Raw genomic sequence first — 27,000 nt, 5'->3', positions numbered from 1 at the left:
GCTCGGGACGATGCTTCGCATCGCCCGGGGCGCGTCGACCTCTCCCGCAAGCGGGAGAGGTAACCGAACCAGCCATTCGACTTCGGCTTTTTCGGCCGCCCTCAGCTCTCCATCGCATTCAGCTTCTGCAATCTCTCCTGCATGACCTTCTTCAGATCATAGCCCGGGCGACGGAAGCTCGCATCGCGCGTGGCGAGGAAATCGCGCTGGGACTTGCGCAGGCCGTCCGCCGAGCGCTTGCTCGCGGATTTCAGCACCCGCTCGTAGGCCTCGGCGATCTGGCGGTCGAGCACGCCGAGCTGCTGATCGGCGCAGATCACCTTCTCGACCTCGCGCTTGGCGGAGGCGCAGTCGAACGACGGTTCGCTGGGGGCGGCGTTCAGCACACTGCGCGGCTCGCCGCCGAATTTTGCGATCTCGGCGATCATCGCGCGGCGGCCGTTGAGCGCGTTCTCATTGGCGGGATCGAGCCGCAACGCCACCTCGTAGTCGGCCAGCGCCTTCTTGCGCTCGCCCATCTTTTTGTGGAGCACGGCGCGGTTGTTGTAGGTCTTGGCAAAATTCGGATCGAGTTTCAGCGCGTCGTTGTAGTCCGACAGCGCAGCACCGAGCTCGCCCTTGAACTGGTAGGAGTCGCCGCGGTTGGTCAGGAAGTTCACCCGCTGCTCGAGACGGATCGCCTGATCGTAATCGGCGATCGCCTTGTCGTACTCCTTCATCGCGGCATAGGTGAGACCGCGGTTGTCGAAATACTCCGGCACCTTTGGATCGAGCCGGATCGCCTCGCTGTCGTCTGCGATCGCCTTGTCGAGCTCGCCGAGCTTCTTGTAGGCGGCGCCGCGGTTGGTGTAACTGCGCGCCCGGCTCGGATCGAGGCGCAGCGCCTCGCTGAGGTCAGCGACGGCCTTGTCGTAGTCGCCGCGCAGATAGAAGGTCGCGCCGCGGTCGGACCAAGCCTGGGCGAAATCCGCCTTCAGCTTGATGGCCTGATCGTAGTCTGCAATGGCGCGGTCGAAGCGATGCTGGTTGGTGTAGACGACGCCGCGCGACTCGAAAGCCTCCGGATCCTGCGGATCGAGCTCGATCGCCTTGGTCAGATCCGCCGCGGCGCGGTTGAGGTCGCCGCCGGCCTCGCGCAAGAGGTTGCCGCGCACGCGCCAGGCCTTTGCATTCTTGCCGTCGAGCGCGATGGCGCGCTCCAGATCGCGCAGCGCCTGCGACTGGCCTCCGGAGGTTCGCGCATTGGCTTCGGCGCGAGCGACGAGCGCCACGGAGCGTTCAGACGGCGGATTTGTCGCCTGGTCGATGATGGCGCTGCACGCGGAGATCAGGTCCGCGGGAGCAGCCTTGCTGCCGGGCACGCAATCGGTGCCGGCGGCGGCTGGAGCGACGAGGGCTACGCTCATTGCCGCGCCGAGGAAGAACGCGCGCAGCGAAATTTTGGCAAACGAGGGCATTTGCGCGGAATAGGGCGTGCCGCACATGGCATAGGGCTCCGTGACGTCGGGTTCTCACCGTTGTCGCGGCTGGCAAGGGATGGGTTCAAATCGGGGCATGTCAGGGCCGGAGAACTGCCTGCACACCCTCGCCCCGCTTGCGGTAGGGCTATCGCATATGATCTCTTGGAGCGGCTTGAGCAAGCGCCTCGTCCTTCGAGACGCCCGCTTCGCGGTCTCCTCAGGATGAGGCTAATTGGCATCGGGCTCGTTGAAAGCTGCCGCGCACTCCGCCCTCATCCTGAAGGAGCCCGCCAAAGCGGGCATCTCGAAGGATGGCCGCAGGGAATCCGCTTCCATATGCGATTGCACTGCCGCTTGCGGCGAGAGGAGAAGGTCCCGTCAATATCCGTCCACCCCGTTCAGCCGCTGCAAGCGCTCCTGCATCGCCTTCTTCAGGTCGTACCCAGGCCGGCCGTAGCCGGCGTTGCGGCGGGCAATGAAGTCGTCCTGCTCGCGTTGGAGCGCCTTGGCCTCGCCTGCATTGCGCGCCTCGCGGACCACGCGGGCATTCGATGCAAAGATCTCGCGGTCGAGATCGGCGAGCTCGCGATTGCCGCAGATCGCCCTTTCCACGGCGCGTCGCGCTCGCGCGCAATTGAAGCTGGGCTTGCCGGCGACTGCCATCTGCGCCCCGATCCGCTCGAGCTCGCGCGCCATCGCCTTGTGATTGGCCCGGGCCTTCTCGTGGTTGGGATCGATTCTGAGCGCCGCGCCGAAATCCTGCACCGCCTTGGGCTTGTCGCCCTTCTTCAGCCAGAGCTCGCCGCGCGCGTTGAAGATGTCCGCGAGGGTGGGATCGAGCAGAAGTGCGCGGCTGTCGTCGGCGATCGCGCGGTCGACCTGGTCGTGACGCGCATAGAACGCGCCGCGCGCGATCAGCGCCTTGATCAGGTCTTCCTTCGCGATCTTCTCATTGTCGATCACGGCCGCGCAGACCGTGATGGCCTTGTCCATGTCGTCGGCCGCGGTCGCCGCGAGGCATGGCGCGACGTCGACCTGCGGCACCGCGACCGGCTCGCCGCCCGTCGCGGCATGGGCCGCGGCGAGCGAGAGCGCGCAAAGCAGCCCGGCACATGACAATCGAATGAGAAAAGAACGCATGCTCGTTACAGTCGGAAAGTCTTGCCTTCAGCCTATCGTCAGCCTTGTCGTCGGCCTTGCCTTCAATCTTGCCTTGCTGCCCCACTATCCATCATTACGGCCGGATTGGTGCTAGCTTGTGGCGCCGCTCAAATCGGTTTCGGGGATCATCGTGTCGACATTCGAATGGATCATCGTGCTTCTGCTCGGCGCCGTTGGCTTATCGGCGCTGGCGCGGCGGATCAAGGTCCCCTACCCGACCTTCCTCGCCATCGGCGGCGCGCTGATCGCCTTCGTGCCGTCGAGCCCGTCCTGGACGCTGGAGCCGGACCTGGCTTTGGCGCTTTTTGTCGCACCGGTCCTGCTCGATGCCGCCTTCGACACCTCGCTGCGCGATCTGCGCAACAATTGGGTTCCGGTCTCGACCCTGGTCGTCGCCGCGGTCGGCCTCACCACGGTTGGCGTGGCCTATGTCGCGCACCGGCTGATGCCCGACATGCCCTGGGCCGCCGCGGTCGCGCTCGGCGCCATCGTGGCGCCGCCGGATGCCGCGGCCGCGGTCGCGATCCTGAGCCAGGTGAAGCTGCCCCACCGCATGGTCAAGGTCCTGGAGGGCGAGAGCCTGCTCAACGACGCGACCGCGCTGCTGATCTATCGCATCGCGGTCGGCGCGGTCGCCACCGAGCACCTGACATGGAGCCAGGTCGCACCGACCATGGCACTGGCGCTGGTCGGCAGCGTCATCGCCGGCCTGCTCGCAGGCCGCATCATTCCGCTGTTCATGGAGCGGGTGACGGAGGCGCCGAGTGCCATCATCGTGCAGTTCGCCACCACCTTCCTGGTGTGGATCGCCGCCGAGCATCTCGGCCTCTCCGGCATCCTTACCATCGTGGTCTACGCCATCACGGTCGCGCGCACGGCGCCGGCGCGCATCCCGGCGCGGCTGCGGGTGCCGTCCTATGCGGTCTGGGAGACGACGGTGTTCGTGCTCAACGTGCTCGCCTTCATGCTGATCGGCATGCAGATGCGGCCGATCTGGACGCGGTTAGATGCCGACGTGCGTTGGGAATATTGCGTCGCTGCCGCCTGGATCCTGCTCACCGTGGTCCTGGTCCGGCTGTGCTGGGTGACGTTCTACCGCACGACGCTGCGCGTGTTGGTCGCCCACGGCTTCTATCATCCGAAGGATCCAAGACAGGTCGCCTCGGCCAAGGGCGGTCTCATCATCTCCTGGTGCGGCATGCGCGGCCTCGTCACGCTCGCCACCGCCTTCGCCCTGCCGGAGAACTTTCCCTATCGCGACTTCATCGTCTTCATCGCCTTTGCAGTGGTGCTGGGTTCGCTGGTGATCCAGGGCTTGACGCTGCGGCCGCTGATCCTGGCCTTCGGCCTCAAGGACGATGATCCGGTCGGCATCGAAGTCGCGCGCGGACGCGCCATCGCCTATCGCGCCGCGCTCGATGCCATCGAGAGCGATCCATCGGAGGAAGCGGAGATCCTCAGGCTCGAATATCGCGCCATCCTGATGCAGGCCGAGACCGATCCGAACGGCGGCATCGCCAATGGCGAATTGCCCGCCGATCCCCTGCGCCGCCGCGCCATCGAGGCCGCGCGCAAATCGATCTTCGATCTGCGCGCCACCGAGGTGATCGGCGACGACGCCTTCCACAAACTCGAGGAAGAGCTCGATCGCGCCGAATTGAGCGCGGGGGGATAGGCCAAATCGGCCGTCGTCCCGGACAAGCGAAGCTCCAGACAACGCGCAGCGTTGACGGGAGCGGAGCGCCGATCCGGGACCCATAACCACAGGATGTGGTTTGACGAAGACTCGGAGTTACCAGCTCGTGCGGTAACTCAACCCTGTGGTTATGGGTCCCGGATCTGCGCGCGCTTGAGGGCGCGCTTGTCCGGGACGACAGCGGAGGGTGAACGGCAGGCGTTTGAACCAAACCGCTCCTTGCCAGACTCATTCCAGATGACGACCCTGATCGATGACCGTCGTGTCCGCGCGCGAGATGCGTCGCCTGCACGATATTTTTATCTCCACATGGCGCTCGCTTGCGCCGCCACCGCGTTTCTGGGCTTTGCACCGACCTATTGGGTGCCACTCGCCAACCGGACGTTTTCCGCAAGCCCCGTGATTCATTTTCACGGACTGTTGTTCTTCACCTGGTCGCTCTATTTCGTGCTTCAGACCTGGCTCGCAGCGTCCGGTCGCGTGGTCAATCACCGCTCGCTTGGCATCGCCGGTGTGTCGCTGGCGACCGCGATGACGATATTCGGCTTCCTCGCCTCCGTGCATGTGATGCAGCATTCCGCGGCGCTCGGGCAGAAGGAGGCCGGCATCGCATTCTCGATCGTGCCGATGAGCGGGATCGCGTTCTTCGCAATGGTGTTCGTGCTCGCGATCATGAACACGCGCAGGCCCGAGGTCCACAAGCGCCTGATGCTGCTCGCGGCGGTCTCGATCCTCGATGCCGCGATCGCGCGTTGGTTCCTCACCTTCCTCGCCCCTCCCGGACCGCCGGGCCCGCCGCCGGTGCCGGTCACCATCGCGCCGGCTGTCGTCGCCTCGCTTCTGCTCGTCGTCGCCATGGTGCGCGACTGGCGCACCGAGGGCCGCGTCCACCCGGTCTACATTTACGGCACGCTCGCGCTGCTGGCGGTGAAGGTGCTGAACTGGCCGGTCAGCGAGACGGCGGCCTGGCACGCGTTTGCGGGCGGGATTCTGGCGCTGGCGCAGTAGACGGCAGCCGAATATTCAGCGTCGTCCCGGCGAAGGCCGGGACCCATTACCCCGAATGCTGATTGTTGGAGCTGGCTGGAGCCACCAACCTTCTCAAAACCACTTGCTTGGTTATGGGTCCCGGCCCCCGTGCGCAATTGCGCACTAGGCCGGGACGACGGCTGAGATGGGACTACGCCCCCGCCTTGCAGGTGATCCCGCCGTCCACCACCAGCTCGATCCCCGTCACATATTTCGACTCGTCCGACGCCAGGAACAGTGCGGCGTTGGCGACGTCGAAGGCATCGCCCATGTGGCCCATCGGCACTTGCGCGTCGCGCGCGCGCCACATCGCCTCGACGTCGCCCTTGGCATAGCTCGCGGCAAGGCCGGCGGAGTGCTCGACCATCGGCGTCTTCATCAGGCCCGGCAGGATCGCGTTGACCCTCACATGATGGCGCGCGAACTCGATCGCGGTGGTGCGCGTCATCTGGTTCATCGCCGCCTTCGAGGTGCCGTAGGTGACGTAGGAGATGCCCATGTGGCGGATCGAGGCGATCGAGGAGATATTGATGATCGAGCCGCCACCCTGCTTCACCATGACGGGAATGACGTGCTTCATGGCGAAATAGGCGCTCTTGAGGTTGACGCTGAAGACGCGATCCCAGCTCTCCTCGGTCACCTCGACCACGCTGCCCATCTCGGCGATGCCGACATTGTTGTCGAGCACGTCGATGCGGCCATAGGCCTTCAGGCACGCCGCCACCATCGCCTCGATCTCGGCAGACCGCGAGACGTCGGCCGTGAACGCCGTCGCCTTGCCGCCCTCGCCGGTGATGATCTTCGCGGTCTCCTCGGCGGCCGCACCGTTGCGATCGACGCAAAACACCTGCGCGCCCTCGCGCGCAAAGGTCACCGCGGTTGCCTTGCCGTTGCCCCAGCCGGGACCAATCGAGCCGGCGCCTACCACCATCGCAACCTTGCCCTTGAGCCGATCCATCGCTTTTCTCCTTTGTTGTTCTTGTAGCCCGGATGGAGCGCAGCGTAATCCGGGATCACCGTCCCCGGATTGCGCTGCGCTCCATCCGGGCTACGGATCGTTGCAAATCTTCATCGTGGTGACGTTAGCACCGATCGGATGCCCGACAATCTCCGACAACGTCCGGCACTTGCCGTCATGACAGAGCCGCCACTCCCCCGCCGCGCCCGAATTGCCGAGCACGACCTCCGGCATCGGCGCGCGGTCCGGCCGCCACTGAAACCAGCCGCCAATCAGCCGCGCTTCGGGCGGCGGCTCCATGCCGGGGCCGGTGCCCTTGACGCGGGCCTGCACCAGTTCGAGACCGGCGGGCGTGACGCGCCAATCTTCCTGCCATTCGACCTTCGCGATCGAATGGGTCCAGGCCAACGTGAAGGCGGACAGCGCCAGCGCCTTCACGCCGCCTGCCGTTGCGAAGCAGAGGCTCACACCGCCTCGACCACCGCCGGCGGGCGCTGCCGCCATTGCCACAGCACGAGCGCCGCGGAGAGCACGAAGCCGGCAGTATCGCTGAACGGGAAGTCGCCGAGCAGGCAGAACGCGGCGCCGAGCGCGACCAGCCGCTCGATCAGCGACAGCCGCGTGAACAGGAAGCCGATTGCGACCATGCCGAACAGCGCGACCGCCACCAGCGCCTTCAGGCTCGCGAGCGCGACCGCGCCGTAGAAGCCGAGCTTGGCGGCCATGGGATCGCCGGCTTGCAGCATCAACGCCGGCGAATAGACGAAGATGAAGGGGATGACGTAGCCGGCGAGCGCGATGCGCATCGCCTCCCAGCCGATCTTGTCCGGGTTCTCCTTCGCGATCGGCGCCGCCGCAAGCGCAGCCAGCGCCACCGGCGGCGAGAGGTCGGCCATGATGCCGTAATAGAACGCGAACATGTGGCTCGCGATCAGGGGCACGCCGAGCTTGGCAAGCGCCGGCGCGGCGAGCGCGGCGGTGATGATGTAGGTCGGGATGGTCGGGATGCCGGTGCCGAGCAGGATCGACAGCAGCATGGTCATGATCAGTGCCAGAAACAGGCTCTTTTCGCCGAGGCCAATCACCCAGCCGCCGAAGATGGTGCCGACACCGGTCTGCGACATCATGCCGATGATGACGCCGACGATGGCGCAGGCCATGCCGACGGTGATGGCGGATTTGGCGCTCTCAGCAAGCGCATCGCGGCAGGCGCGCAACGCCGCAAAGCCGCCGCGCACGAAGGCGGTGATCACGATCAGCCCGACCACGACACAAGCAACCGGCACGATCTGAAGCCCGTCGCGCGACAGCGCGGCGACGACGAGCGCGAGGCCGATCCAGAAGATGTAGCGGATGACCGTCGCGGACACGCCGGCCGTGATGCTGGTGCCAAGGATCAGCGCCACCGTCAGCGCAAGGCCCATGCTGCCGGCATAGAGCGGCGTAAAGCCTTCGAACAGCATGTAGACGAGGGCGGCGAGCGGCAGCACGAGGTACCAGCGCGTCACCAGTGCCTTCCAGGCGCTCGGGATCTCCGAGCGCTTCATGCCGACGAGCCCGTACTTGCCGGCTTCCAGATGCACCATCCAGAACGCTGACGCGAAATAGAGGATCGCAGGAATCGCCGCAGCCTTGACGATCTCCGAATATTGCACGCCGAGCGTCTCGGCCATGATGAAGGCGACCGCGCCCATCACCGGTGGCATGATCTGTCCACCCATCGAGGCCGTCGCTTCGACGCCGGCGGCGAATGCGCGGCGGTAACCGAACCTGATCATCAAGGGAATCGTGAACTGGCCGACGGTGACGACGTTGGCGACGCCCGAGCCGGAGATCGTGCCCATCATGCCCGACGCAAACACCGCGACCTTGGCAGGACCGCCACGGGTGCGGCCGAACAGGCCGAGCGAGACGTCGGTGAACAGCTGGATCATGCCGGCGCGCTCCAGGAACGAGCCGAACAGGATGAACAGGAAGATATAGGTCGCCGAGACGTAGATCGGCACGCCGTAGAAGCCCTCGGTGCCGAACGACAGATGCGTGACGATCTGATCGAAATCATAGCCGCGATGGTTGAGCGGCGACGGCAGGTATTGGCCGAAGAACCAGTAGACGAGACACGCGCCGCACATCAGCGGCAGTGCCGCGCCCATCAGCCGCCGCGTGCCCTCGAAGATCAGCACGGCGAGCAGCGTGCCGACCACGAGATCGAGCCGCGTCGGATCGCCGTCGCGGGCGATCAGATCGGCATAGAAGATCCACTGATAGAGCCCACAGAAGAAACCCGCGCCGCCGATCACCCATCCGAGCGCACGGCCGAAATTGCTCTTCGCCGTGAAATTGGCGATCAGGCCGAAGGTGAGCAGAACGAGGAAGCCGACATGGACGCCGCGCACCACCTGGCTCGGCAAATAGTTGAAGGCGGCGACATAGAGCTGGAAGGTCGCAAACGCGATGCCAATCCAGTAGGCGAGATGGCCCCACCAGCCCGGACCAAAGCCTTCCGGAAAGCCGTGCTCGAAATTGTCGAACTCGACCTTGATGGGGGCCTCGGTGGCCTCTGCCTTTTCCAGCATTTCCAATCGTCCTCGGCCCAACGCGTATAATGAGAGTGGCACGGTCTACCCGCGCCGTCATGCCCGGGCTTGTCCCGGGCATCCACGATCTTTCTCGCTTAGCCCGAGAACGTGGATGGCCGGGACAAGCCCGGCCATGACGCTCGACACCGAGAGCTGACTACTTGATCAGCCCCTTTTCCTTGTAATAGCGGATCGCGCCGGGGTGCAGCGGAACCGGGCTCCCTGCCGCAGCAGTCTCGAGCTTGATCTCCTTGCCGGCCGCATGCGCGTTCGCGAGCTCGGGGAGCGACTCGTAGACCAGTTTTGTCATCTGATAGGCGAGATCGTCAGATACCGCGGAACTCGTGACGAGATAATTGACGACGGCAGCCGTCGGCACGTCCTTGTCCTGTCCGGTATAGGTGTTGGCCGGAATGATCGCGGAGATGAAGGGCGGGCCGATCTTGTCGACGGTCTCCTTCGGCACCGACACCACCGTGATCGGGCTTGAGGTCGACAGGTCCTTCAGCGAGGCGACGCCGAGGCCCGCCGATTGCAGCGTCGCGGCGAGCTGGCGGTTCTTCATGAGATCGACGGATTCGGCGAAGGGCAGATATTCGACCTTGCCGAGATCCTTGTAGCTCATGCCGGCGGCCGCGAGGATCGCGCGCGAATTCAGCTCGGTGCCCGACTTCGGCGCCCCGACCGACAGGCTCTTGCCCTTGAGGTCGGCGAGCGTCTTGATGCCGGACTCAGTGGTCGCGACGATCTGGATGTAGTTCGGATAGATCGCGCCGATGGTCCTGAGCTTGTCGAGCTTGGTCTTGAAGCCCGCCTCCTCCTCGCCGTTCCAGGCCGCTTTCAGCGAGTCACCCAGCGTGAACGCCAGTTCGCCGCGGCCCTGCTGCAGCAGGATGAGATTCTCGACCGACGCCTTGGTGGCCTGCACCTGCGTCTTCACGTTCGGAATCTTGTCGCCGTAGATCTTCCCGATCGCGACCCCGAGCGGATAGTAGACGCCGGAGGTGCCGCCGGTCAGCACGTTGATGAAGGATTGCGCATGTGCGCAAGGTGCCGACGCCGCCAGAGCAAGAGCCGCGGCCACGCCGAAGAACGTCCGTTTCATGGTTGTTGTACTCCCCCAAACCGGCGGCGAAATTGGCCGGATGAGGGCAGCGGGTCAACCCATCCAAAAGGCAAAACAGGACTGCGGTAAATGGCCGTTCCGGCTAGATTTTTGGGAACCCGGCGGTGCGGCGAGGTGGCGCAGCGGGATCCGAGTTGCGTTAAGTGCGATAGTGAGAGCGGCTTGCTCGGTCACCTCTCCCGCTTGCCGGAGAGGTCGCGCCGAAGGCGCGGGTGAGGGCTCTCTCCTCTTGGGGATTGTCCCATTGCGGAAACACCCTCTCCCCGACCCTCCCCCGCAGGCGGGGGAGGGAGCGCACCATCACTGGCAAGCCCTCACTGGAACGTCATGTCCAGGCATTTGGAGATGTCGGAGCCGAGGCCTGAGGAGATGATGATACAGCCGCGCACCTTTTGCGCGCTGACGTCGGTGGCCCAGATCGAATAGCCGCCGGGGCCGAAGAACGAGTTGGTGTTCGGCGGCTCGGTCTCGGTGGCGTCGAAATCGTATTTGCCGTCGGTCTCGAAGATGCGCGGCTTCTTGGTGCAGCCGCCGTCGGTCTGCACGTTGATGACTTCCTTGTTGTCGCGGGTCAGCGCCAGCGAGACCTGGCAGCGGAAATATTCCGAGGTCTTGGTGTTGAAGAGATAGGTGTAGGACTTGCAGGTGGCGGTGTTCAGCTTGCCGGGGGCAAGGCCGCGGCTGCACGAAATGCGCTGGTTGTGGCTGAGCTGGTAGTCATCGGCCCGCGCGGCCGGCGCCAGCGCCGTCAACGACAATGCAGCAGCCCAGCAAAGTTTGATCACATGGCGCATCCGAATCATCCCCTACCCATCATTTTGTCGAGTTGCGTTCTAGACGGAAAGCGGAACATAGTCGCGAGGGGACGAAGGGAAAATCACAAACTGCTGGGCAGGACGTGATGCGCTGCGGCGCTTTCGCAAATTGACCCGGAAATGCCGTTCGTGATTTGTTCAAGCCGGCACCCAGCGACGGGGAGGATGGATGATGGCATTTTCAACGAAGACATTTGCGCTTGCTTCAGCAGCACTCGTCACGGTGCTCGGCGCGTTTGCCGCGCCCGCATTGGCGCAAGTCCCGGCAACGCCGTGGGAGCTCAAGCCCGACATGGGCTACGCCTATGACAGGGACGGCAAGACCTATTCCTACAAGATGGGTACCAGCAATGCCGGCGAGCTGCTCAAGGGCGCCAAGAAAGTGCCGAAGGGCACGCTGTTCTTCATCGGCCACAACGGCCAGCTCTACATGCGCACCGGGCCGTATCTCGAAGGCGACGGCAAGTTCAAGTTCGGGCCGGATCAGTAGGCGCAGAGCCGAGAAACTGTAGGGTGGCAAAGGCGCGGCAGCGCCGTGCCCACCATCGGTCAGCGCATTCCGATCGAGAATGGTGGGCACGCTTCCGCCTTCGCTCTTCGAGCTACGGCGGACAAGTCGCTTTGCCCACCCTACGGCAGCTTCGCCGGGACGACACCTGATATCTAAAACGTCGCTGCCAGCTCCCTTGCGCCGGCTTTGCTGCCGTTCGAATCCATGCGCTCATCCGTCACGGCCAGCAGCTTCGCCACCGTGTTGTGGCGGATCGCGACCGGGTTGCGCTCGTAGCCGCCGCGCTGGAAGAAATTCGAAGTCGGCACTTGCTCGCGCATCGCCTGCGGCATCGTCACCATGTCGAGGCCGGTGCCGTCGCCGGTGAGGTTCATCATCTCGAGCTCGGCCGCGGTAAGCGGCCTTGTATAGCCCTTGGCGCGCGCGAACAACACCGAGGTCAGCAGCTTGTGGGTCTGCAGCATCGGGCCGACGTCGACGTCGAGCACCATCGCATGCATGGCCCAGCCCTGCGCCGTGTTGCCGATCTTCTCGTGCTCCGACCACGTATCGGGCACCGACTTCGCATGCGCGACCATTTTCTTCAGAACAGTGAGCTTGTGCTCGAGCGACTGGCGCGCCGGCCCTGAGCTGCGCGCCACCTTGTCCGAAAGCGCGCGGACGAATTCATGGCCCTGCTCGGCCAGCAGCTCGACGCTGTTGGTGGTCAGGAGCTGATTGTAGCCCATCGCAGTCGAGATCGCGCGCTTGCCGCCGTGCTCGATTCCCGCCTGGACGTCGTAGCTGCCGGTGCCGCCGGTCTCGAACGAATAGACCCGCACCGCCTGCTCGCGCGTCAGCCCCGAGGCGAGCGCGTAGCGCGCATAGGCGCGCTTGAACTCGACCTCACTGGTCGGGCGCTGCGGCGTGAACTGATAGAGCTCCTGCGCCGCGCGCAGGAAATCAGCGACCACCGGAATGGGTTTTCGGGGCGGACGCTCCGGCGCTTCCTCCGGCTCCGGGTTCACCGGCCGCTTCGGCCCGGTATAAAGCGGCGGATGCTCCAGCACGTAATCATCGAGGGTCACCTGCTGCCCGCTGCGCCGCTTGGCGTTGCGGGTTTTCCGCTTCTCGGAGATCTGGCTCCAATAGGCGCCCGCCTCGGCGTCGAAGGCGGCGCGCGCCGCCTGGTACTCCGCGAGCTTGCGGCGATATTCGAGCACGGCCGGCGAGGCCCCACCTTGCGCAAAAAACTGCGACAACAGCTGAGCATTGGCATTGCTGACGGCGGGCGGCAGCGCGTCTCCCTCACCGCCGCGCGCGGCGGGCGCGAGCAGCACGAGCGCGAATGGAACCAGCGTCAGGGCGCGTCGAATCGGTGTGTGATGCATGCTGCCCTCTTAGCAGGCATCCGGTAACCGTCACGTTAACGCGCCGTTTACCATCGTCATTTCCAGGCGAACACCGGCTGTTCCAGCTCGGTCACGCGGGTGTGCCGGCCCGCCAGCACCTCGCGGAACTGGTAGATCAGCGCCGCCGTCGGCGCGTGGATCAGGCTCATCTGGTGATGGAAGCGGATCACGCGGCGCGCGCTTTCCGGGATCGCGACGAAATCGAAAGCGTCCTCGCGCTCGATCGTGGCGAGCGCGATGCGATGGACGGACGCGACCTCGTCCGGGTTCGGCCTGATCGCGGCGCTCTCGGCGGCCCAGACCACGACCGGCGTGATCAGATAGCCGGAGCGTGTCGGATAATCGTCGAGCGTGCCGAGCACGTCGGCGCTGGTGAGGCGAAGCCCAAGCTCCTCATCGAGCTCGCGCCGCGCCGCCTCGACCGGCGTCTCGCCGGGATCGCAGCGTCCGCCCGGCAGAGCCCATTGGCCGCGATGGGCGCGCAAGTGCGATGCGCGCAGCGTGAGCAGCAGCGCAGTGTCGTCGCCCTCGCCTGCTGCGGTCAGCGCAACCGCCACCGCGGCACGCTTCAATGCCGGCTGCGCTTCTTCCTCAGGCAGGCGCGCGAAGGCCGCGCAGGCATCCGCGATATTCCGCCGTGTGGCATCGTCGAACGGTCTCATGATGCTTGACTACACCACGTCCGGCCTCGATGAAATGAGATCGAAGGTCCGCACCGGAATGGACGACGACATGACCAACAAGGCCGCCGCAAGGCTGAAATCAGACGGCTGGACCATCCTCGAGACCACGGGCTTCATGCACCTGATCGGCCCTTTGTGGGAGCGCAAGGTCGACGGCCATTACGAGTTCGCCCTCGCCACCGAGGACAAGCACCACAACCGCCGCGGCATGGTCCAGGGCGGCGTGATGATGACCTTCGCCGACCGCACCTGCGGCATGACCGCCCGCTACCTTTCCGGCAAGGAGTTCATGGCGACGGTGCAGCTCGACACCCATTTCGTCGAGGCCGGCCAGATCGGCGACATCCTGATCTCCCGCCCGCGCGTGGTGCGTTCGACCCGCAGCCTTATCTTCATGAGCACCGAGGTGACGGTAGACGATCGCTGCATCGTGATGGCGAATGGCGTGTTCAAGATTTTGAAGGGACCGGCGTAGGGTTCGTTCTCCGCCGCCCGCCACATACGCCGTTGTCGTCCCGGCGAAGGCCGGGACCCATACTCACAAAAGCAGTTTGGGCGAGGACTCGTAAATTCGGTACGCCTAGCGCCCGCAATCGATAGCTTTCGCGGTATGGGTCCCGGCCTTCGCCGGGACGACGTCGAGAGATTGCGGAGCCCAACAGGAAACGTCATTGCGAGCGCAGCGAAGCAATCCAGCATCTTTCCGCGGACGCAGCTCTGGATTGCTTCGCTGCGCTCGCAATGACTGACGTAGCTGGCTATGCTGGCACCAACGCAAGCGTTGAGGAAGCAACCATGCAATACCGCCAGCTCGGCCGCAGCGGCCTGAAAGTGTCGCCGATTTGTCTCGGCACCATGATGTTCGGCGGGCCGACGGATGAAGCCGCGTCCAAGCAGATCATCGCGAAAGCGTTCGATGCGGGGATCAACTTCATCGACACGGCGGATGCCTATTCGAAGGGCGCATCCGAAGAGGTCGTCGGCCGCGCCATTGCCGGCAATCGTCACGCCTGGGTGCTCGCCACGAAGCTCGCTAACTCAATGGGCGACGATCCCAATCGCGGCGGCCTGTCGCGGCGCTGGGTGTTGCAGGCCGCCGACGAGAGCTTGACGCGGCTCGGCACCGATCACATCGACATCTACTACCTGCACAAGGAAGACCATGCGACGCCGCTGGAGGAGACGGTACGCGCGATGGGCGACCTGATCCGCGCGGGCAAGGTGCGCTATTTCGGCGTCTCGAACTACCGCGCCTGGCGCGTCGCGGAGATCTGCAACATCTGCGACCGGCTCGGCATCAACCGGCCCGCGGTGAGCCAGCCCTATTACAACGCGATGAACCGCATGCCCGAGGTCGAGCACTTCCCGGCCTGCGCCTATTACGGCCTCGGCATCGTGCCCTACAGCCCGCTCGCGCGTGGCGTCCTCACCGGCAAGTACAAGCCCGATGCCGCGCCCGACAAGGAGACGCGCGCGGGCCGCAACGACACCCGCATGATGCAGACCGAATGGCGGCCGGAATCGCTTCAACTCGCGCAGGAGATCAAAGCCCACGCCGAGAAGAGGGGCATTACCGCCGGCCAGTTCGCGGTCGCCTGGGTGCTGAACTCCGCCTTCGTGACATCCATCATCGCTGGTCCCCGCACCGAGCAGCAATGGGACGACTACATCCGCGCGCTCGACTATCGCTTCACCGCGGAGGACGAGGCGCTGATCGACCGTCTGGTCATGCCGGGCCATCCCTCGACGCCGGGCTACAACGATCCGGCCTATCCGATCGAGGGACGCCGCGCGCGGACGGCTTGAACTCCGGAGACGACCATGGCGCTTGAAGACCGCTACGGCCTGCCGCTCTCCACCACATCCGATGCGGCAGCATCCGCCTATCGCGAGGGCGTCGACCTCATGCTCGCGGGGTGGACCGGCACGGCGGAGGCGCTGGAGCGCGCGATTGCGGCCGACCCGGATTTTGCGCTGGCCCATATCGCCCGCGCCCGCGTGCATGCCTTCTATCAGCAGGGCGATCTCGCGCGCAGCAAGGCGGCGGTCGCGCGCGAACTCGTTGCGAAGCGCGGCACGGAGCGCGAGCGCTCCCATGTCGAGGCGCTAGCGCTGGCAATCGAGGGCCGGCTGCCCGAGGCGATCGCAGCGATGCGCGAGCACGTCGAGACGTGGCCGCGCGATGCATTGGTGCTGTCGCTGCCGCTCGGCGCGTTCGGTCTGTTCGCATTCTCCGGCATGGCCGATCACGATCGCGCCCGGCATGAGCTCTGCGAGCGCGTTGCGCAGCACTATGGCGAGGATTGGTGGTTCCTCACCATGTGTGGCTGGGCGATGACGGAGAACGGCGATGTCGCCCGCGGCCGCAGCGTCACCGAGCGCGGCTTCAATCTGCGCCGCGCGAACGCCCATGCCGCGCATGCCGTGCTGCATGCGATGTTCGAGGACGGCTCGATCGAAGACGCCGATCGCCTCGTCGACGACTGGATCCCCTCTTACGACCGCGCCGGAATTTTGCACGGCCACATCCGCTGGCACCAGGCCCTCGGCGCGCTCGAGCACGGCGATGCGGCGCGTGCGCTGTCGATCTATGCCGACGTGCTCCAGCCGTCAGTCACGCAGGCGCCACCGCTCAACGTCGTCACCGACGGCGCCTCGCTGCTGTGGCGCCTGTCGGCCTACGGTCACGCCGTGCCCGAGGCGCTCTGGCGCGATGCCGGCGCAGCCGCGCAAAAACTATTCCCGAAATCCGGCCTGCCGTTCGCCGACGTCCACATGGCGCTGTTCGCCGCCGCAACGCAGAACCACGAGGCACTTGCCGCGCGCCTTGCGGTGATCGAGCAGCGGCTCGCGGACGGCAAGCTGCCGGCCGGCCCGGTGGTGCCCGCGATCTGCCGCGCGCTTCTGGCCTTTGCGAATGAGAATTACGCGGCCTGCGTGCAAACGCTGGCGCCGGTTCTCGCTGACGTCGTGCGCATCGGTGGCAGTCACGCCCAGCGCGAACTGATCGAGGATACCTATATCGTCGCGCTCATGCGCAGCGGCGAGCTTCCGCATGCCCGCGCCCTGCTGGAGGTTCGCCTGCACCGCCGCCCCTCCCTGCGCGATCGGCGCTGGCAGGCGGCGATGGCCTAGCCCTGCCACGAAAAAAACACCGGCCTGACGGCAAGTGCCACCGGATGGATTTGGGGCGATCTCGCGAATCGCCGTTGGGGTAGCGCGGTGGTATTCCAGTCGGGTTCGGCAAGACAAACGGGATCGCAACCAATTTGCGGTTCGATGGTTATCGGACGGAACTTTGCCGTTGCCCCGTGGCATGCGAGCCTGATGATGCGCCTCCGCCGACCGGTCCTGGCCGCAACTCTCATCGCCCTCGCAAGCCCTTGTTTTGGCGAGACTTCCGCCATCCCGGTCAACAATCCGCTGGCGCAGCAAAATTCCTTTATCGACCTGCTGGCGCTGATGTCGGGCAAGTGCAAGACGCTGAAGGTCGCCGGGCGCACCTATGGCTGCAAGACGGTGGCCTACGCCCATGGCGACAAGGGCCGGGTCAATTTCGCGGTCGCGGTCGACGATCCCGCCGACGCAAATCACGTGGTGTCGTTCTCCGGCGAGAACGGCAAGCGCGCCGACGACAATTCCTACGAGTTGCCGATTGATCGCATGCTGCTCAACTCCAAGGACCGTCCAAAGGTCGATGGCCTGCCGGTGCCGGCCGAGCAGACCTCCACCGGGGTCTGCCGCCAGACCGGCAATTTCGCCGCCAGGAAGGTGAACGACGTCACCTGCTCCGCCACCGACAGCGAGGGCCGCAAATACGAGCTCTTGTTCGTGTCCGACGGCACGCCGGTCAGCGTGCGCCGCATCCGGCAGTCGGCGCCGTCGATCCAGGATCCGTTCAAGTAGCGGCATCCTTGCCGCGCTCGCGTCGTCATCAAAGATGTCGCCAACGCGTCAATCGAGGCGAGGTGATGGCAGCATCGCGATCGAGGCCAGTGCTGCGGCAATAAATCCCACGACACGCAATCCTTCGCGCGAACCGGACGTCGCATGCTGCGTCGTTTCGACGCCGCATTAGCCGGAACGCGCCGGATGCTCATCTGTTGTCACACGACATTCAACTGGAGTGATGACATGAAGTATCTCTTTGTCGCGATAGCCATCGGTGCTGCGGCGCTCGCCGGCGGATCGGCGGCGAACGCGGCCAATAGTTCAAGCGCGAAGCAGAACGCGCAAGGCAGCCCATCGACCGACATCAGCGCGCAATACAGGCACCATTATTATGGCCATCGGCACCATCATCACTGGCGCCATCACTACGGCCATTATCGCCCGTATTACCGCAGCTACGGCTATTACCCGCGGCACCACGGCTATTATGGCGGCGGCCCGTACGGATATTACGGCGGCGGTCCCGGCGTGACATTCAGCTTCGGCGGCGGACGCTGGTGAGACAAAAGGCCCGCAGAGATGCGGGCCTTCTTTCTTAGCTCCGCAAGATTATCTCTGCCGTCTCCAGGCCGCTCGTCAGCGCCGCTTCGACCGTGCCCATGTCGCGGCCGCGATAGAGCGCTTCGCCGGACAACAGCACCAAGCCGTCGGCGCGGGCAAGAATCGCCTGCGCCTCGCGCGTCCGCGGCGTCGCCCAGGAATAGGCGCCGCGGGCGAAGGGATCCTGCGCCCAATTGGTCGCAGCCGCCGCCACGAGGTCGCGCGCGATATCCTCAGCTGACCGCTTGAAGATGGCGGCGAGTGAATCGAGCCCGGCCTCGATCAGTCCTTGCGGCTCGAGATGCGACAGCTCCTCCGTCCGCGGGCCGCCGAACCAGCCGGTGAGCAGCGGATGCTGGTCCGGGTATCGCGTCCACCACACCGGAATCACTTCGTTCGACAGCAGGAAGGTCATGTCCCCTAGATCTTCGCTGTGGTCGCGCCACCAGGGCCGCGCGAAGCGGAGCAGGATCTTGATGACGTTGCCGAAGCCGATGTCGTCGGCGGCAGCAAGCCTCGCGCCGACGTGTGCTGGCAGCGCGATCTCGCGCAGCAGCGGCAATGGCACGGTGAGGATCACGCGGTCGCACGCAAGCCCGTCGCCGCTGGCGCAGCGAACCCTCACGGCCCCGCCCTCTTCCTCGATCGCCGACACGGCGCAACCGAGTCGGATCGCAACGCCGCAGGCGCGGCACTCGGCCACCAGAGAATCGATCAGCGCGCCATAGCCACCATTGATGCGCGCCTGCGGAGCGTGACCGCCGTCCATCCACTCCTCGCGCAGCGCCAGCGTCGAGGCACGCGCGGGGTCTGCCGCATCATAGCCCTCGACCATTCGCTCGATGGAATGGCGCAGCCGCGCATAGTCCTCTCCGGCAAAATGACGGCGCAGGAAATCGGCGACGGCGAGATCGTCCTTCAAGTCCCGCAGCGCCGCTTGCAGCTCCGCCTCATGCGGATCGTGGCGGTCCTCACGCGAGAGGCTTGCACCGTCAAAGCTCCATTGCGTGCCTTCGATCTCCTGAAGCGACAGCCCGGACTCGCGCAGCAAAGCCCGCGTGACCGGCGCCTCGCCATGGACGAACTCGGCGCCGCCATCGGCGGGGTAGCCGAACTGCGCCGCCGGCAGCGGATGGATGCGCCCACCACAGCGCTCGCGCGCCTCCAGGATGGTCACGCGTCTGCCCGCACGCGCGAGCTCCCGCGCCGCCATCAGGCCGGCGGCGCCGGCACCGACGATGACGATGTGCTCCGATGGTCCCGACATGCCGGCGCGCTACTTGGCCACGGCCTGCGGATCGTTCTTGATCAGATAGCGCAGCAGCAGGACGCCGCCGCCGAGCTCCCGCGTGCTCTCCAGCGTCATCGCCGTGATCGGCGCGCGCTTGTCGCTGTCCGCTGCCGTCGAATCGAACACGAACGGTGCGCCGCTCGCGCCATCCACCGCGGGGCTGAGGATCAGGTTGAATTCGTCGATGAGACCGGCGCGCAGGAACGCGCCATTGGCAACGCCGCCGCCCTCCACCAGCAGACGCTTCACGCCGAGCTCACGGCTGAGAATGTCCAGCGTCAGCGCCAGATCGATCTCGGACTTGCCGGCAAAGACGTAGGACACGCCTTCGCCGCGCAGCCCTGCGAGATGCGAATCCGGCACGCTCTCGGTCAGCACGACGACAATTGGATCGCCGCCGATATCGGAGCGGCCCCAGCCGATCTTGCCCTGCGCGTCGAGCACGACACCGTAGGTTTTTGCATCGCGTCGTGCGAACCAGTTTTCGCGCGGATATTTCTCGCTCCCGATCGGGTACGGCTTGCCCTTGGCGAATTCCGAGCCGGTGACGCGGCCGATCACCCAGGCGTCGCCGCCGAGCTCGTCATGGATTTTCTCGAACCAGTCCGTGCCCGCACCCTTCGGACGCCAACGGCTGGGATGCGTGCGGCCATCCAGGCTGGAGTGCATCAGGCAGATGACATAAGGCTTCATGTGATTCTCCGGTCTCAGGCCACCGATCCGCCGCCCTTGGCGCGATCGTTCACGATCACCGCGAGCGGATTGAGCTTTGGCGGCGCGACGAGCTTGAGCGTGTTGGTGTCGTGGTGATTGAACGGCGCGCCGCGCACGAACAACTCGGTCTGGATCAGATAGGTCCAGCTGCCGTCGTCGTTGAAGCTGATGTCGCAGCGATAGGAATCGGTGCGGAAGGCCCGCTCCAGGAAATCGGTCGAGCAGATCCCGTAAGCGGTATCGCCGCGCTTCGCGATGACGGAGATCTTCCTGTCGTCCGGCCCGGCCTTGCCCGAGGCGAGCAGCACCTGCCCGCGCGGGATCGCCAGCGTTTGCATGATCAACCCGGTCGCCGGCTCCCATAGCCAGTAGCCGACCTGGTCGTGGAAGGTGATGTCCTCCTCGGGCGTGTTGATGTGGATGTGATAGCGCAGCCCGTAGAACAGCTGCGGCCCGTTGGCCTGCGGATCGATCGGATCCATGCGGATGCGCTCGATGAAGGTGCGCCGCTCCGGCCCCTCCGCCTTCGGATTGACGTCGATGCCCTTGTCCGCCTGCCAGCTGCCGGCGAGACGGCGGAGCGGGCCGAGATTGGCAAGGCCGTCGGGCGAGACCTCTTCGGGCTCGGTGAAGATGTCGGCAGGAAGGGGAAGCATGGATGTCCTCGCGTAGATTGCGAGGAGCAGCAATAGCACGGAGGCGGGAACGCGGCTCGTGCTCAAGTCTCACAATTGCGAATGGACGTAGGCGCCACGCGCAGACGGTTGTGGGAAAGAGCTTGCCAAGGGAGCGAAGCCGGGACGGTCAATTCCATCCCCGAGGGGGAGGATAGCACGCGCGAATTTAAGATCCGCGCTCTGCCTGTCTCGTCACGCGGCCGTCCGCCGTCTCCGCCGCGTGGCGGGAGCTTGCCACGACAGGCCCGCGAGCGGCACGGGCTTGCTGAAGTAGTAGCCTTGGCCGAGCGGAATTCCGAGCGAATGGAGCTGTCTGAGCTGTTCGGAGGTCTCGACACCCTCGGCGACGATCGAGAGCTTCAGGGTCTCGGCAAGCTGCACGATGGATTTCAGCACGGCGACGGTCTCGCGGCGGTCAATCCTGTCGATGAAGGATTTGTCGATCTTGACCTTGTCGAACGGAAAGGCCGTCAGATAGGACAATGACGAGTAACCGACACCGAAGTCGTCAAGCGCAATGGAGACGCCGAGCGCCTTGAGGCGCTGGAGCGTCTTGAGATTTTCCTGGGTGTCGGCGAGGAAAACGCTCTCGGTGATCTCGAGCTCGAGCCGGGTTTGCGGAAGTCCACTCTGCGCCAGTGCGAACGTCACGGTGTCGACGAGGTTGGTGCCGGCGAACTGCAGGGCGGACAGGTTGACCGCGACCTTGACGTCGTCCGGCATGGTCATCGCATCCCGGCACGCCTTGGTCAGGACCTGATTGCCGAGTTCAACGATCAGTCCACCCGCCTCTGCAACCGCAATGAACTCGGTGGGGGAAATGAAGCCCCTGGTGCCGTGATGCCAACGCGCAAGAGCCTCGACCGATTTCACACGGCCGGTGCCGAGCTCGGTCACAGGCTGATAGAACACTTCGATTTCCTCGCGCCAGATTGCCTCACGAAGCTCGATCTCGAGCACGTTGCGCTGATCCGCTTCGGCCTTGAGCTCCACCGAGTAGGTATGGAAGCAGTTCCGGCCGGCGTTCTTCGACTTGTAGAGCGCAAGGTCGGCATTACGAAGGATCTCATCGACGCGGCTGCCATGCTCGGGAGCCACGGCGATGCCGATGCTGCAGCCGATCACGATGGGATGATTGTCGATCTGATAAGGCTCGGCAATGGCCTGAACCAGCCGCGCAGCGAGGCTGGCGGCGCCGTCCTGCATCGCGCCCCGGCCCGGCGCAACGATCACGGCAAACTCGTCGCCGCCGATCCGCGCCGCCGTGTCGGCGTCACGGATCTGCGCCTTGATCCGGCCCGCGACCTGCTTCAGCAAGGCATCGCCACATTGGTGACCGAGCACGTCGTTGACGGACTTGAACTTGTCGAGATCCAGCAGGAGTACGGCGAAGGGAGCTCCCGAGGCGCCGGACGTCGCGAGTGCTTCGTCGATGCGCTCCTTGAACAGATTGCGATTGGCCAATCCAGTCAGACTGTCGTAATGCGCGAGCCTTTCGATCCGATCCTCGGATGCCTTGCGTTCGGTGATGTCTTCATGGGTGGCGACCCAGCCGCCGCCCTCGCGCCGTCCGTAGGAGATATAGGCAACCCGCCCATCCGGAAACTGCACGGTGTTCGAGGTGTGCTCCGACTTGGCGAGCCGATTCTTCAGATCGACCAGGTAAGCCTCGACGTCGAGAACGGCGGTCTGTTTTGCAAACACCTCGCGGAAGTCCATGCCGATCCGAATCTCCTCCGGCACGAGACCATAGAGTTCGAGCCATTGTTGATTGAATGCGATCAGGCGGTCGCTGCCGTCGAACATGCTCAAGCCCTGGGGAAGGTTTCTGAGCGCGTCTTCGAACTTGCTGGCGAATTCGCGCAGCTCGCGCTGGGCGCGATCCAGCGCCTGTCGGCGCCGCCAGTGGAACATCGTCGCAGTCAGAATGATGAACGTGAGCAGCAGCGCGCCGCCGAGATAGACCTTCTGCCTGATATCCGCGCGCGAATAGATCTCGCGTTCCGAGATACCTACGGTGAAGATGAGTGGAAAGAGCCGCGATCTGCGCGCGGTCACCAGCCTGTCATCGCGGTTGGGATGGTTTACGTTCCAATATTGGGCGTAGAAGCCATCCCGCAGCTCGCCTTCGACGCGGTTCGGCGCACGCTGCCCCAACACCGCGTCCTGGTTCATGCCCCGCGCGGCGAGCACGACCTGGTTCGCATTTCTGAGGACCAGCGTTCCTCCAGCGCCGAGCTTTGCGGTGTCGTAGAATCGACCGACGACATCGACGCTGATCGAGCCGACGACCACGCCCACGGGATTCCTGGCAAGATCGAAGAGCTTTCTTCCGATCTGTATGGTCCATTTGTTGGACGCGCGGCCCAGAACCGGTTTCGCCACGTAGAGGCGATCGTCGGCCTGCGACATGGTTTGAATGAAGTGCTCGCGATCGCCGAGATAGAGCGGCGGACCAGAATAGCCCACCGTCGTATCCGTCATGTAGCCATCCGACCCGATCAGCGCGAACTGGACCACGTCGCCGGTGGCGATGCGAGCCTTCTCGGACCAGAACTTCAGGCTGAAGGTCAACGGATCCTGGGCGTAGAGCGCTCGCACCACCAGCAACGACTGATCCACGCGCTCGAAGATGCGCTCGGTGTTTTCCTCGAACAATTCGGCGACGCTGTTGCCGTGCGACCGCGCCTGCTGGACCGCATCCGTCCGTTCCGATGACGTGATCGCGAAATAGCCGATCCAGACCAGGGGCAGGAAGAACAATGCGATCTGCAGCGGAGCATTCCGCAGGATCGTTCTGCCGGCTTTGCGGACGGAACTTGCGGGAATCACGACACGCGCCCTCGCCTCAGCCGCCAGGGCAGAACTGCGCTCGCCGCCAATGATGGCATCGCCTGTCTCCGCCTCGATTGAGACCGCCGCGGCCGAAAGCGGCGCGGGTGCTGTTCATAGCCCCAAGCTAGGCGGGACAGCCTTAAGTTTCTGTTTGGATAATGCTCAATTCTTTAGCTTACAACATCCGTATGACCACGGAGGTCGGCTGTTTTTGAGCAACCACGCGGTATTGGCAGGGCGATACCTTTGGTCGTCTGTACCGGCCGCTCAGATCGCGCGCGCAAGAACGATCGCGCCGGACAGGATGAGGACCGCGCCTGCCGCATAACTCAATCGTTGGCCGAACGGTAGCAGTTTCTCAGCGGCGACATAGAGCGCAATGCCGATGATCCAGGCCAGATTCATCACGCCGCCGACGAACAGCAATACCATCAGAAACCAGCAGCAGCCGACGCAGTAGCTGCCATGGCGAAGTCCCATCCAGAATGCTCCGCGCGTGCCGGGCCGCCAATGCCGGCTGAGAAACAGCAGCGGGCTCTCGCAGTAGCGCAAGCAGGCATGTTTGAGCGGCGTGAGCTGATAGAGGCCGGCGGCAAGCAGGATGATGCCGCCCAAAACCGCGCTGGTGCTGGCCATCGCCATCGACAACAACCCGAAGCGTTCGAGCGCCCATTGCGCCAGGACCGCAACGACACTGAACCCGGCCCATGTCACGAGATAGCCGGCGAGAAAGATCCAGGCATCGATTGCCGCCCGGGATGCAGTCTCCTGCTTGCGCTTGACGGTCGCATACAGGAGAACGGTCGGCGCCGCGCTCGGCGCCATCATCGCGATCATCATCACCCACCACATCACGAGCAACAGCGCTGCATAGAGCGGCGTCCACGGCATTGGCGCCATGTCCGGCATGTCGGCCATCATCTCGGTGTCCATGCCGGCGCCGCCGGCGAGATAGGCCCAGGCGAGCGCCACCACTGCGGCGGTCCCGATCGCGACGATCAGCCGGTCGCGGTGGAGCAGGTGTTCCAGCATCAAGCGCCCCTGCATGGACTTGCCCAGGATAGCGATGGAGAGCTGACACCGAGATCTTGTCTCGATGTCAGCGCCACATCATGCCGCAACGCCCTCGGGCGTCTGCACAACATTGGCGAGCGAGCTGTGCGTGCCCTTGGTCTCGAACGGGATCGCACCGGTCGAGCGGATGTTGGCGGACGCGACCTCGGCAGCCCTGTGCTCGAACCCCTCGGGCATCACCACTTGGATGCGGTGCGGCTCACCCGTCACCGGATTCTTGATCGGCTCGACGTCGGTTTCGAGCACGCCCGTGACGACGAGTTTTGCGACGCGTCCGTCCTTGTCGAAGGAAAATTCGAAGGGCGCAAAAATCGGATCGTGAATGGTGGTCACGATCAGGCTGAAGATGTGGAATAGCGTGCCCTCGGCCGAATGCTTGCCCGACAGAATGTTGAACAGCGCCTGCTGTTGCTCCGGTGTGGCGCGCTCGTCGACGATGGGCTGCATCTTGCCGTTGCCTTCATGCAGCGCGCCGGGGAAATCTACGACCACAGCGAAACAGAGGCCATCGAGCTTGACGCCCTCAAAATGTCCCGCGGTGATCCGCATGCCGACCATGCCCTTGCAGTATCCGTGGGTGGGGGGAGCATTGAAATCGCAGGGGCAACCAAACGCGCAGTTGCAATTCTTCATCCATTCGCCTTCGAGACGCCAGTCCGGTGCAGCCATGGCACATCTCCCAATGTGAGCGGGGAACGCGGCAGCCGTAGAGGATTTTGTTCAGCGTTATGTCGAGGCAATGCGAAAAAGTGCGAGCGGGATCGAGTCCGATCAGAAGGCCGGCATCGCGGGAAAGTCTGTGGCCAGCTGCCATTCACTGTCCTATGGCCAGGAGCATATCAGCGGCAGCCGGGCGCGTACAGCGAACGGACGCGGCAGAGCAGCCGGGCTTTTAGGACGTCCGAAATCAGAGGAATGGAGCTCTATTTAAAATATAGCTGCGAACTCCTATACGATTGAAATATCTATATAATTCCAACCCGCCGCCTTCCCGCTCATGGCCGCAGCGACGGCGAGTGCTTTCCATGAAGGCGGGATTGGCCTCGTCTTGCCATCACACCGAACCGTCCCTGGACCGTCCCTGGCAAAAAAGTCCGTGCAGCGGCGGCGTGCATGGATAGCGCTAGCGTAGCGCGTGCGTTGCGGCCGCCGCGCCTGAGATCACGGATGAGGTGAGCGCGGAGCACTCCGAACCTCCGACTCAGTTGCGGCATTCGAGGGCAAGGCCTATGCTGAAGGCCGGCAATCACGCAGCCGCCCATCGTGCGGCGGGGGCAGCCTCACGGTGGATGGTTGCATCCATCCGAAAGGCGAAGCCATGTCCATCGCCCCCACACTGCATCGGTATCTGGCTGCCGAGAACATCCAGTATGCCGAGATCCCGCACGATCTCACCATGTCATCCACGCGCACGGCGCAGGCGTGCCACGTCTCTGGCGATCGTCTCGCCAAGGCCGTCGTGCTGCGGCACGACGGCGGCTATATGCTCGCGGTCGTGCCGGCATCGCACCATCTCAACCTGCCGGACTTGAAGGAGAGGCTTGGCGAGGATCTCGCCATGGCCAACGAAACCGAGATCAACCAGCTGTTCATGGACTGCGCGCACGGAGCCATTCCGGCGGTCGGCCGGTGCTACGGGCTCGATCTCATCGTCGATGAAAGTATCCGGGCCCAGCCCGAGGTCTATATCGAAGCCGGCGATCACGAGACGCTGCTCCAGCTCACCCATGCGCAGTTCGAGCGCCTGACGGCCAGTGCACCGCATGGACGCTTCAGCATGCATGACTGACGCGGCATGGCGGCGAGATGATCCCGGTACGCACCGTCACGGCGCGCGTGCGGCCGCGCCCGGTTCGATGTATAGTCAATTCAGCGGGGGCTGCGTTCGCAACGGAGGTCCTCCATGAAAGTCAAAGACGTGATGCACAAGGGCGTCGATTGGGTCAGCCCCGACACCCCGATCATCGAGATCGCGAAGTTGATGCAAGGGCACGACATCGGCTGCATTCCGATCGGCGAAGGCGACCATTTGGTCGGGATGGTGACCGATCGCGATATCGTCTGCAAAGGTCTCGCGAGCAAGGACTTCAACGCCGCGCGCATGACGGCGCGGGACGTGATGACCGAAGGCATCCATTGCTGCCGGGAAGACGATGATCTGGCGAAAGCCGTGCATCACATGGAGACGCTGAAAATCCGCAGGCTACCCGTGATCAACAAGAGCAAGCGGATGGTCGGCATGATCAGTCTCGGTGATATCGGCCAATCCGCCACCCCTGATCTGTTGACGCAATGCGTCAAGAGCGTGTCGGCCCATCATCATTGAGGCAACGCCGGCTCGACTCCAGAACTTCGTCGGATCGCTCGCAGCCCCCGCGGGCGCGGGACGCGAAGAGCGCAGCTCGCGCCCATTCCCAGGTCCTAAGGACGTCAGTGAGGATAATCTTGGTCGGCAGGGCAACGCCCTGAACAAACCGTCATTAGCTCGGATGCAGCGACGACGGATACC

At 64.5% G+C, this 27,000-nt stretch carries 25 protein-coding genes; 10 read left to right on the top strand and 15 right to left on the bottom strand.

Annotated features, from left to right (window positions below):
- Positions 1-101 precede the first annotated feature (101 nt).
- On the bottom strand, positions 102-1,484 hold the full coding sequence (locus tag CWO91_RS20220) for a tetratricopeptide repeat protein (RefSeq protein ID WP_130215615.1): 1,383 nt from the start codon (positions 1,482-1,484) through the stop codon (positions 102-104).
- Positions 1,485-1,838: 354 nt separating this feature from the next.
- On the bottom strand, positions 1,839-2,600 hold the full coding sequence (locus CWO91_RS20215; protein WP_130215614.1) for a tetratricopeptide repeat protein: 762 nt from the start codon (positions 2,598-2,600) through the stop codon (positions 1,839-1,841).
- A 118-nt stretch (positions 2,601-2,718) separates the two neighbouring features.
- Between CWO91_RS20215 and CWO91_RS20210 the strand changes: the two genes are divergently transcribed.
- Both CWO91_RS20210 and CWO91_RS20205 read left to right on the top strand, forming a co-directional pair.
- Entirely contained in the window at positions 2,719-4,296 is a 1,578-nt protein-coding gene (locus tag CWO91_RS20210) for a cation:proton antiporter (RefSeq protein ID WP_130215612.1), read from the top strand.
- Between the two features lie 258 nt (positions 4,297-4,554).
- Entirely contained in the window at positions 4,555-5,325 is a 771-nt protein-coding gene (locus tag CWO91_RS20205; RefSeq protein WP_130215610.1) for a hypothetical protein, read from the top strand.
- A 172-nt stretch (positions 5,326-5,497) separates the two neighbouring features.
- Here the strand turns inward: CWO91_RS20205 and CWO91_RS20200 are convergent, their stop codons facing one another.
- The 5 genes from CWO91_RS20200 to CWO91_RS20180 all read right to left on the bottom strand — a co-directional run bounded on the left by CWO91_RS20200 (position 5,498) and on the right by CWO91_RS20180 (position 10,803).
- Entirely contained in the window at positions 5,498-6,304 is an 807-nt protein-coding gene (locus tag CWO91_RS20200) for an SDR family NAD(P)-dependent oxidoreductase (RefSeq protein ID WP_104464937.1), read from the bottom strand.
- A gap of 90 nt (positions 6,305-6,394) precedes the next feature.
- Entirely contained in the window at positions 6,395-6,808 is a 414-nt protein-coding gene (locus tag CWO91_RS20195; protein ID WP_130215608.1) for a DUF1850 domain-containing protein, read from the bottom strand.
- Complete coding sequence (locus CWO91_RS20190) at positions 6,769-8,880, bottom strand: TRAP transporter permease (protein WP_165405567.1); 2,112 nt, start codon at positions 8,878-8,880, stop codon at positions 6,769-6,771. Before CWO91_RS20190 ends, CWO91_RS20195 begins: the two co-directional genes overlap by 40 nt.
- 160 nt (positions 8,881-9,040) lie before the next feature.
- Complete coding sequence (locus tag CWO91_RS20185; RefSeq protein WP_091895128.1) at positions 9,041-9,988, bottom strand: TAXI family TRAP transporter solute-binding subunit; 948 nt, start codon at positions 9,986-9,988, stop codon at positions 9,041-9,043.
- A 335-nt stretch (positions 9,989-10,323) separates the two neighbouring features.
- Entirely contained in the window at positions 10,324-10,803 is a 480-nt protein-coding gene (locus CWO91_RS20180; RefSeq protein WP_130215606.1) for a hypothetical protein, read from the bottom strand.
- A 193-nt stretch (positions 10,804-10,996) separates the two neighbouring features.
- Here CWO91_RS20180 and CWO91_RS20175 point away from each other — a divergent pair, with 193 nt between their 5' ends.
- A complete protein-coding gene (locus tag CWO91_RS20175; protein ID WP_130215629.1) occupies positions 10,997-11,314 on the top strand; it encodes a hypothetical protein in 318 nt (105 codons plus the stop codon).
- Between the two features lie 173 nt (positions 11,315-11,487).
- Here CWO91_RS20175 and CWO91_RS20170 read toward each other — a convergent pair whose 3' ends face one another.
- Complete coding sequence (locus CWO91_RS20170; RefSeq protein ID WP_130215604.1) at positions 11,488-12,705, bottom strand: hypothetical protein; 1,218 nt, start codon at positions 12,703-12,705, stop codon at positions 11,488-11,490.
- A 56-nt stretch (positions 12,706-12,761) separates the two neighbouring features.
- On the bottom strand, positions 12,762-13,391 hold the full coding sequence (locus CWO91_RS20165; RefSeq protein ID WP_130215602.1) for an NUDIX hydrolase: 630 nt from the start codon (positions 13,389-13,391) through the stop codon (positions 12,762-12,764).
- Between the two features lie 67 nt (positions 13,392-13,458).
- Here CWO91_RS20165 and CWO91_RS20160 point away from each other — a divergent pair, with 67 nt between their 5' ends.
- The 5 genes from CWO91_RS20160 (at position 13,459) to CWO91_RS20140 (ending at position 17,861) form a co-directional block, all read left to right on the top strand.
- On the top strand, positions 13,459-13,884 hold the full coding sequence (locus CWO91_RS20160) for a PaaI family thioesterase (RefSeq protein ID WP_165405571.1): 426 nt from the start codon (positions 13,459-13,461) through the stop codon (positions 13,882-13,884).
- 320 nt (positions 13,885-14,204) lie between these two features.
- Positions 14,205-15,215: an aldo/keto reductase gene (locus tag CWO91_RS20155; RefSeq protein ID WP_130215600.1), complete on the top strand. Its 1,011-nt coding sequence runs from the start codon at positions 14,205-14,207 to the stop codon at positions 15,213-15,215.
- Between the two features lie 15 nt (positions 15,216-15,230).
- The gene (locus tag CWO91_RS20150; RefSeq protein ID WP_130215598.1) at positions 15,231-16,544 is read left to right on the top strand and encodes a tetratricopeptide repeat protein; all 1,314 of its coding nucleotides are present in this window, start codon (positions 15,231-15,233) and stop codon (positions 16,542-16,544) included.
- 195 nt (positions 16,545-16,739) lie between these two features.
- Positions 16,740-17,315 carry a hypothetical protein gene (locus CWO91_RS20145; protein WP_165405570.1) on the top strand — a complete coding sequence of 192 codons (576 nt, stop codon included), beginning with the start codon at positions 16,740-16,742 and terminating at the stop codon, positions 17,313-17,315.
- Positions 17,316-17,543: 228 nt separating this feature from the next.
- Complete coding sequence (locus CWO91_RS20140) at positions 17,544-17,861, top strand: hypothetical protein (protein ID WP_165405565.1); 318 nt, start codon at positions 17,544-17,546, stop codon at positions 17,859-17,861.
- A 34-nt stretch (positions 17,862-17,895) separates the two neighbouring features.
- Here the strand turns inward: CWO91_RS20140 and CWO91_RS20135 are convergent, their stop codons facing one another.
- From CWO91_RS20135 to CWO91_RS20110, 6 genes are all read right to left on the bottom strand, one after another.
- Positions 17,896-19,167 (bottom strand): flavin monoamine oxidase family protein, encoded by a 1,272-nt coding sequence (locus CWO91_RS20135; protein WP_130215594.1) that lies wholly within the window; start codon positions 19,165-19,167, stop codon positions 17,896-17,898.
- Positions 19,168-19,176: 9 nt separating this feature from the next.
- Complete coding sequence (locus CWO91_RS20130) at positions 19,177-19,884, bottom strand: RibD family protein (protein WP_130215592.1); 708 nt, start codon at positions 19,882-19,884, stop codon at positions 19,177-19,179.
- Positions 19,885-19,898: 14 nt separating this feature from the next.
- Positions 19,899-20,561, bottom strand: coding sequence for an FABP family protein (locus CWO91_RS20125; RefSeq protein ID WP_130215590.1), 663 nt, complete (start codon positions 20,559-20,561; stop codon positions 19,899-19,901).
- Positions 20,562-20,774: 213 nt separating this feature from the next.
- The gene (locus CWO91_RS20120; RefSeq protein ID WP_130215588.1) at positions 20,775-23,345 is read right to left on the bottom strand and encodes a bifunctional diguanylate cyclase/phosphodiesterase; all 2,571 of its coding nucleotides are present in this window, start codon (positions 23,343-23,345) and stop codon (positions 20,775-20,777) included.
- A 339-nt stretch (positions 23,346-23,684) separates the two neighbouring features.
- On the bottom strand, positions 23,685-24,449 hold the full coding sequence (locus CWO91_RS20115) for a DUF2182 domain-containing protein (protein WP_245471305.1): 765 nt from the start codon (positions 24,447-24,449) through the stop codon (positions 23,685-23,687).
- Positions 24,450-24,527: 78 nt separating this feature from the next.
- Positions 24,528-25,160 carry a DUF1326 domain-containing protein gene (locus CWO91_RS20110; protein ID WP_130215584.1) on the bottom strand — a complete coding sequence of 211 codons (633 nt, stop codon included), beginning with the start codon at positions 25,158-25,160 and terminating at the stop codon, positions 24,528-24,530.
- A 649-nt stretch (positions 25,161-25,809) separates the two neighbouring features.
- On the opposite strand from CWO91_RS20110, the gene CWO91_RS20105 reads away from it, so the two are divergent.
- Complete coding sequence (locus CWO91_RS20105) at positions 25,810-26,280, top strand: aminoacyl-tRNA deacylase (protein ID WP_208753047.1); 471 nt, start codon at positions 25,810-25,812, stop codon at positions 26,278-26,280.
- A 114-nt stretch (positions 26,281-26,394) separates the two neighbouring features.
- Complete coding sequence (locus CWO91_RS20100) at positions 26,395-26,817, top strand: CBS domain-containing protein (protein WP_130215582.1); 423 nt, start codon at positions 26,395-26,397, stop codon at positions 26,815-26,817.
- Positions 26,818-27,000: the final 183 nt, after the last annotated feature.

Source organism: Bradyrhizobium genosp. SA-3, assembly GCF_004212635.1.
Lineage (GTDB): Bacteria > Pseudomonadota > Alphaproteobacteria > Rhizobiales > Xanthobacteraceae > Bradyrhizobium.
Note: the sequence above shows the minus strand (reverse complement) of the source record. Positions and strands in the feature narration are given on the sequence as shown.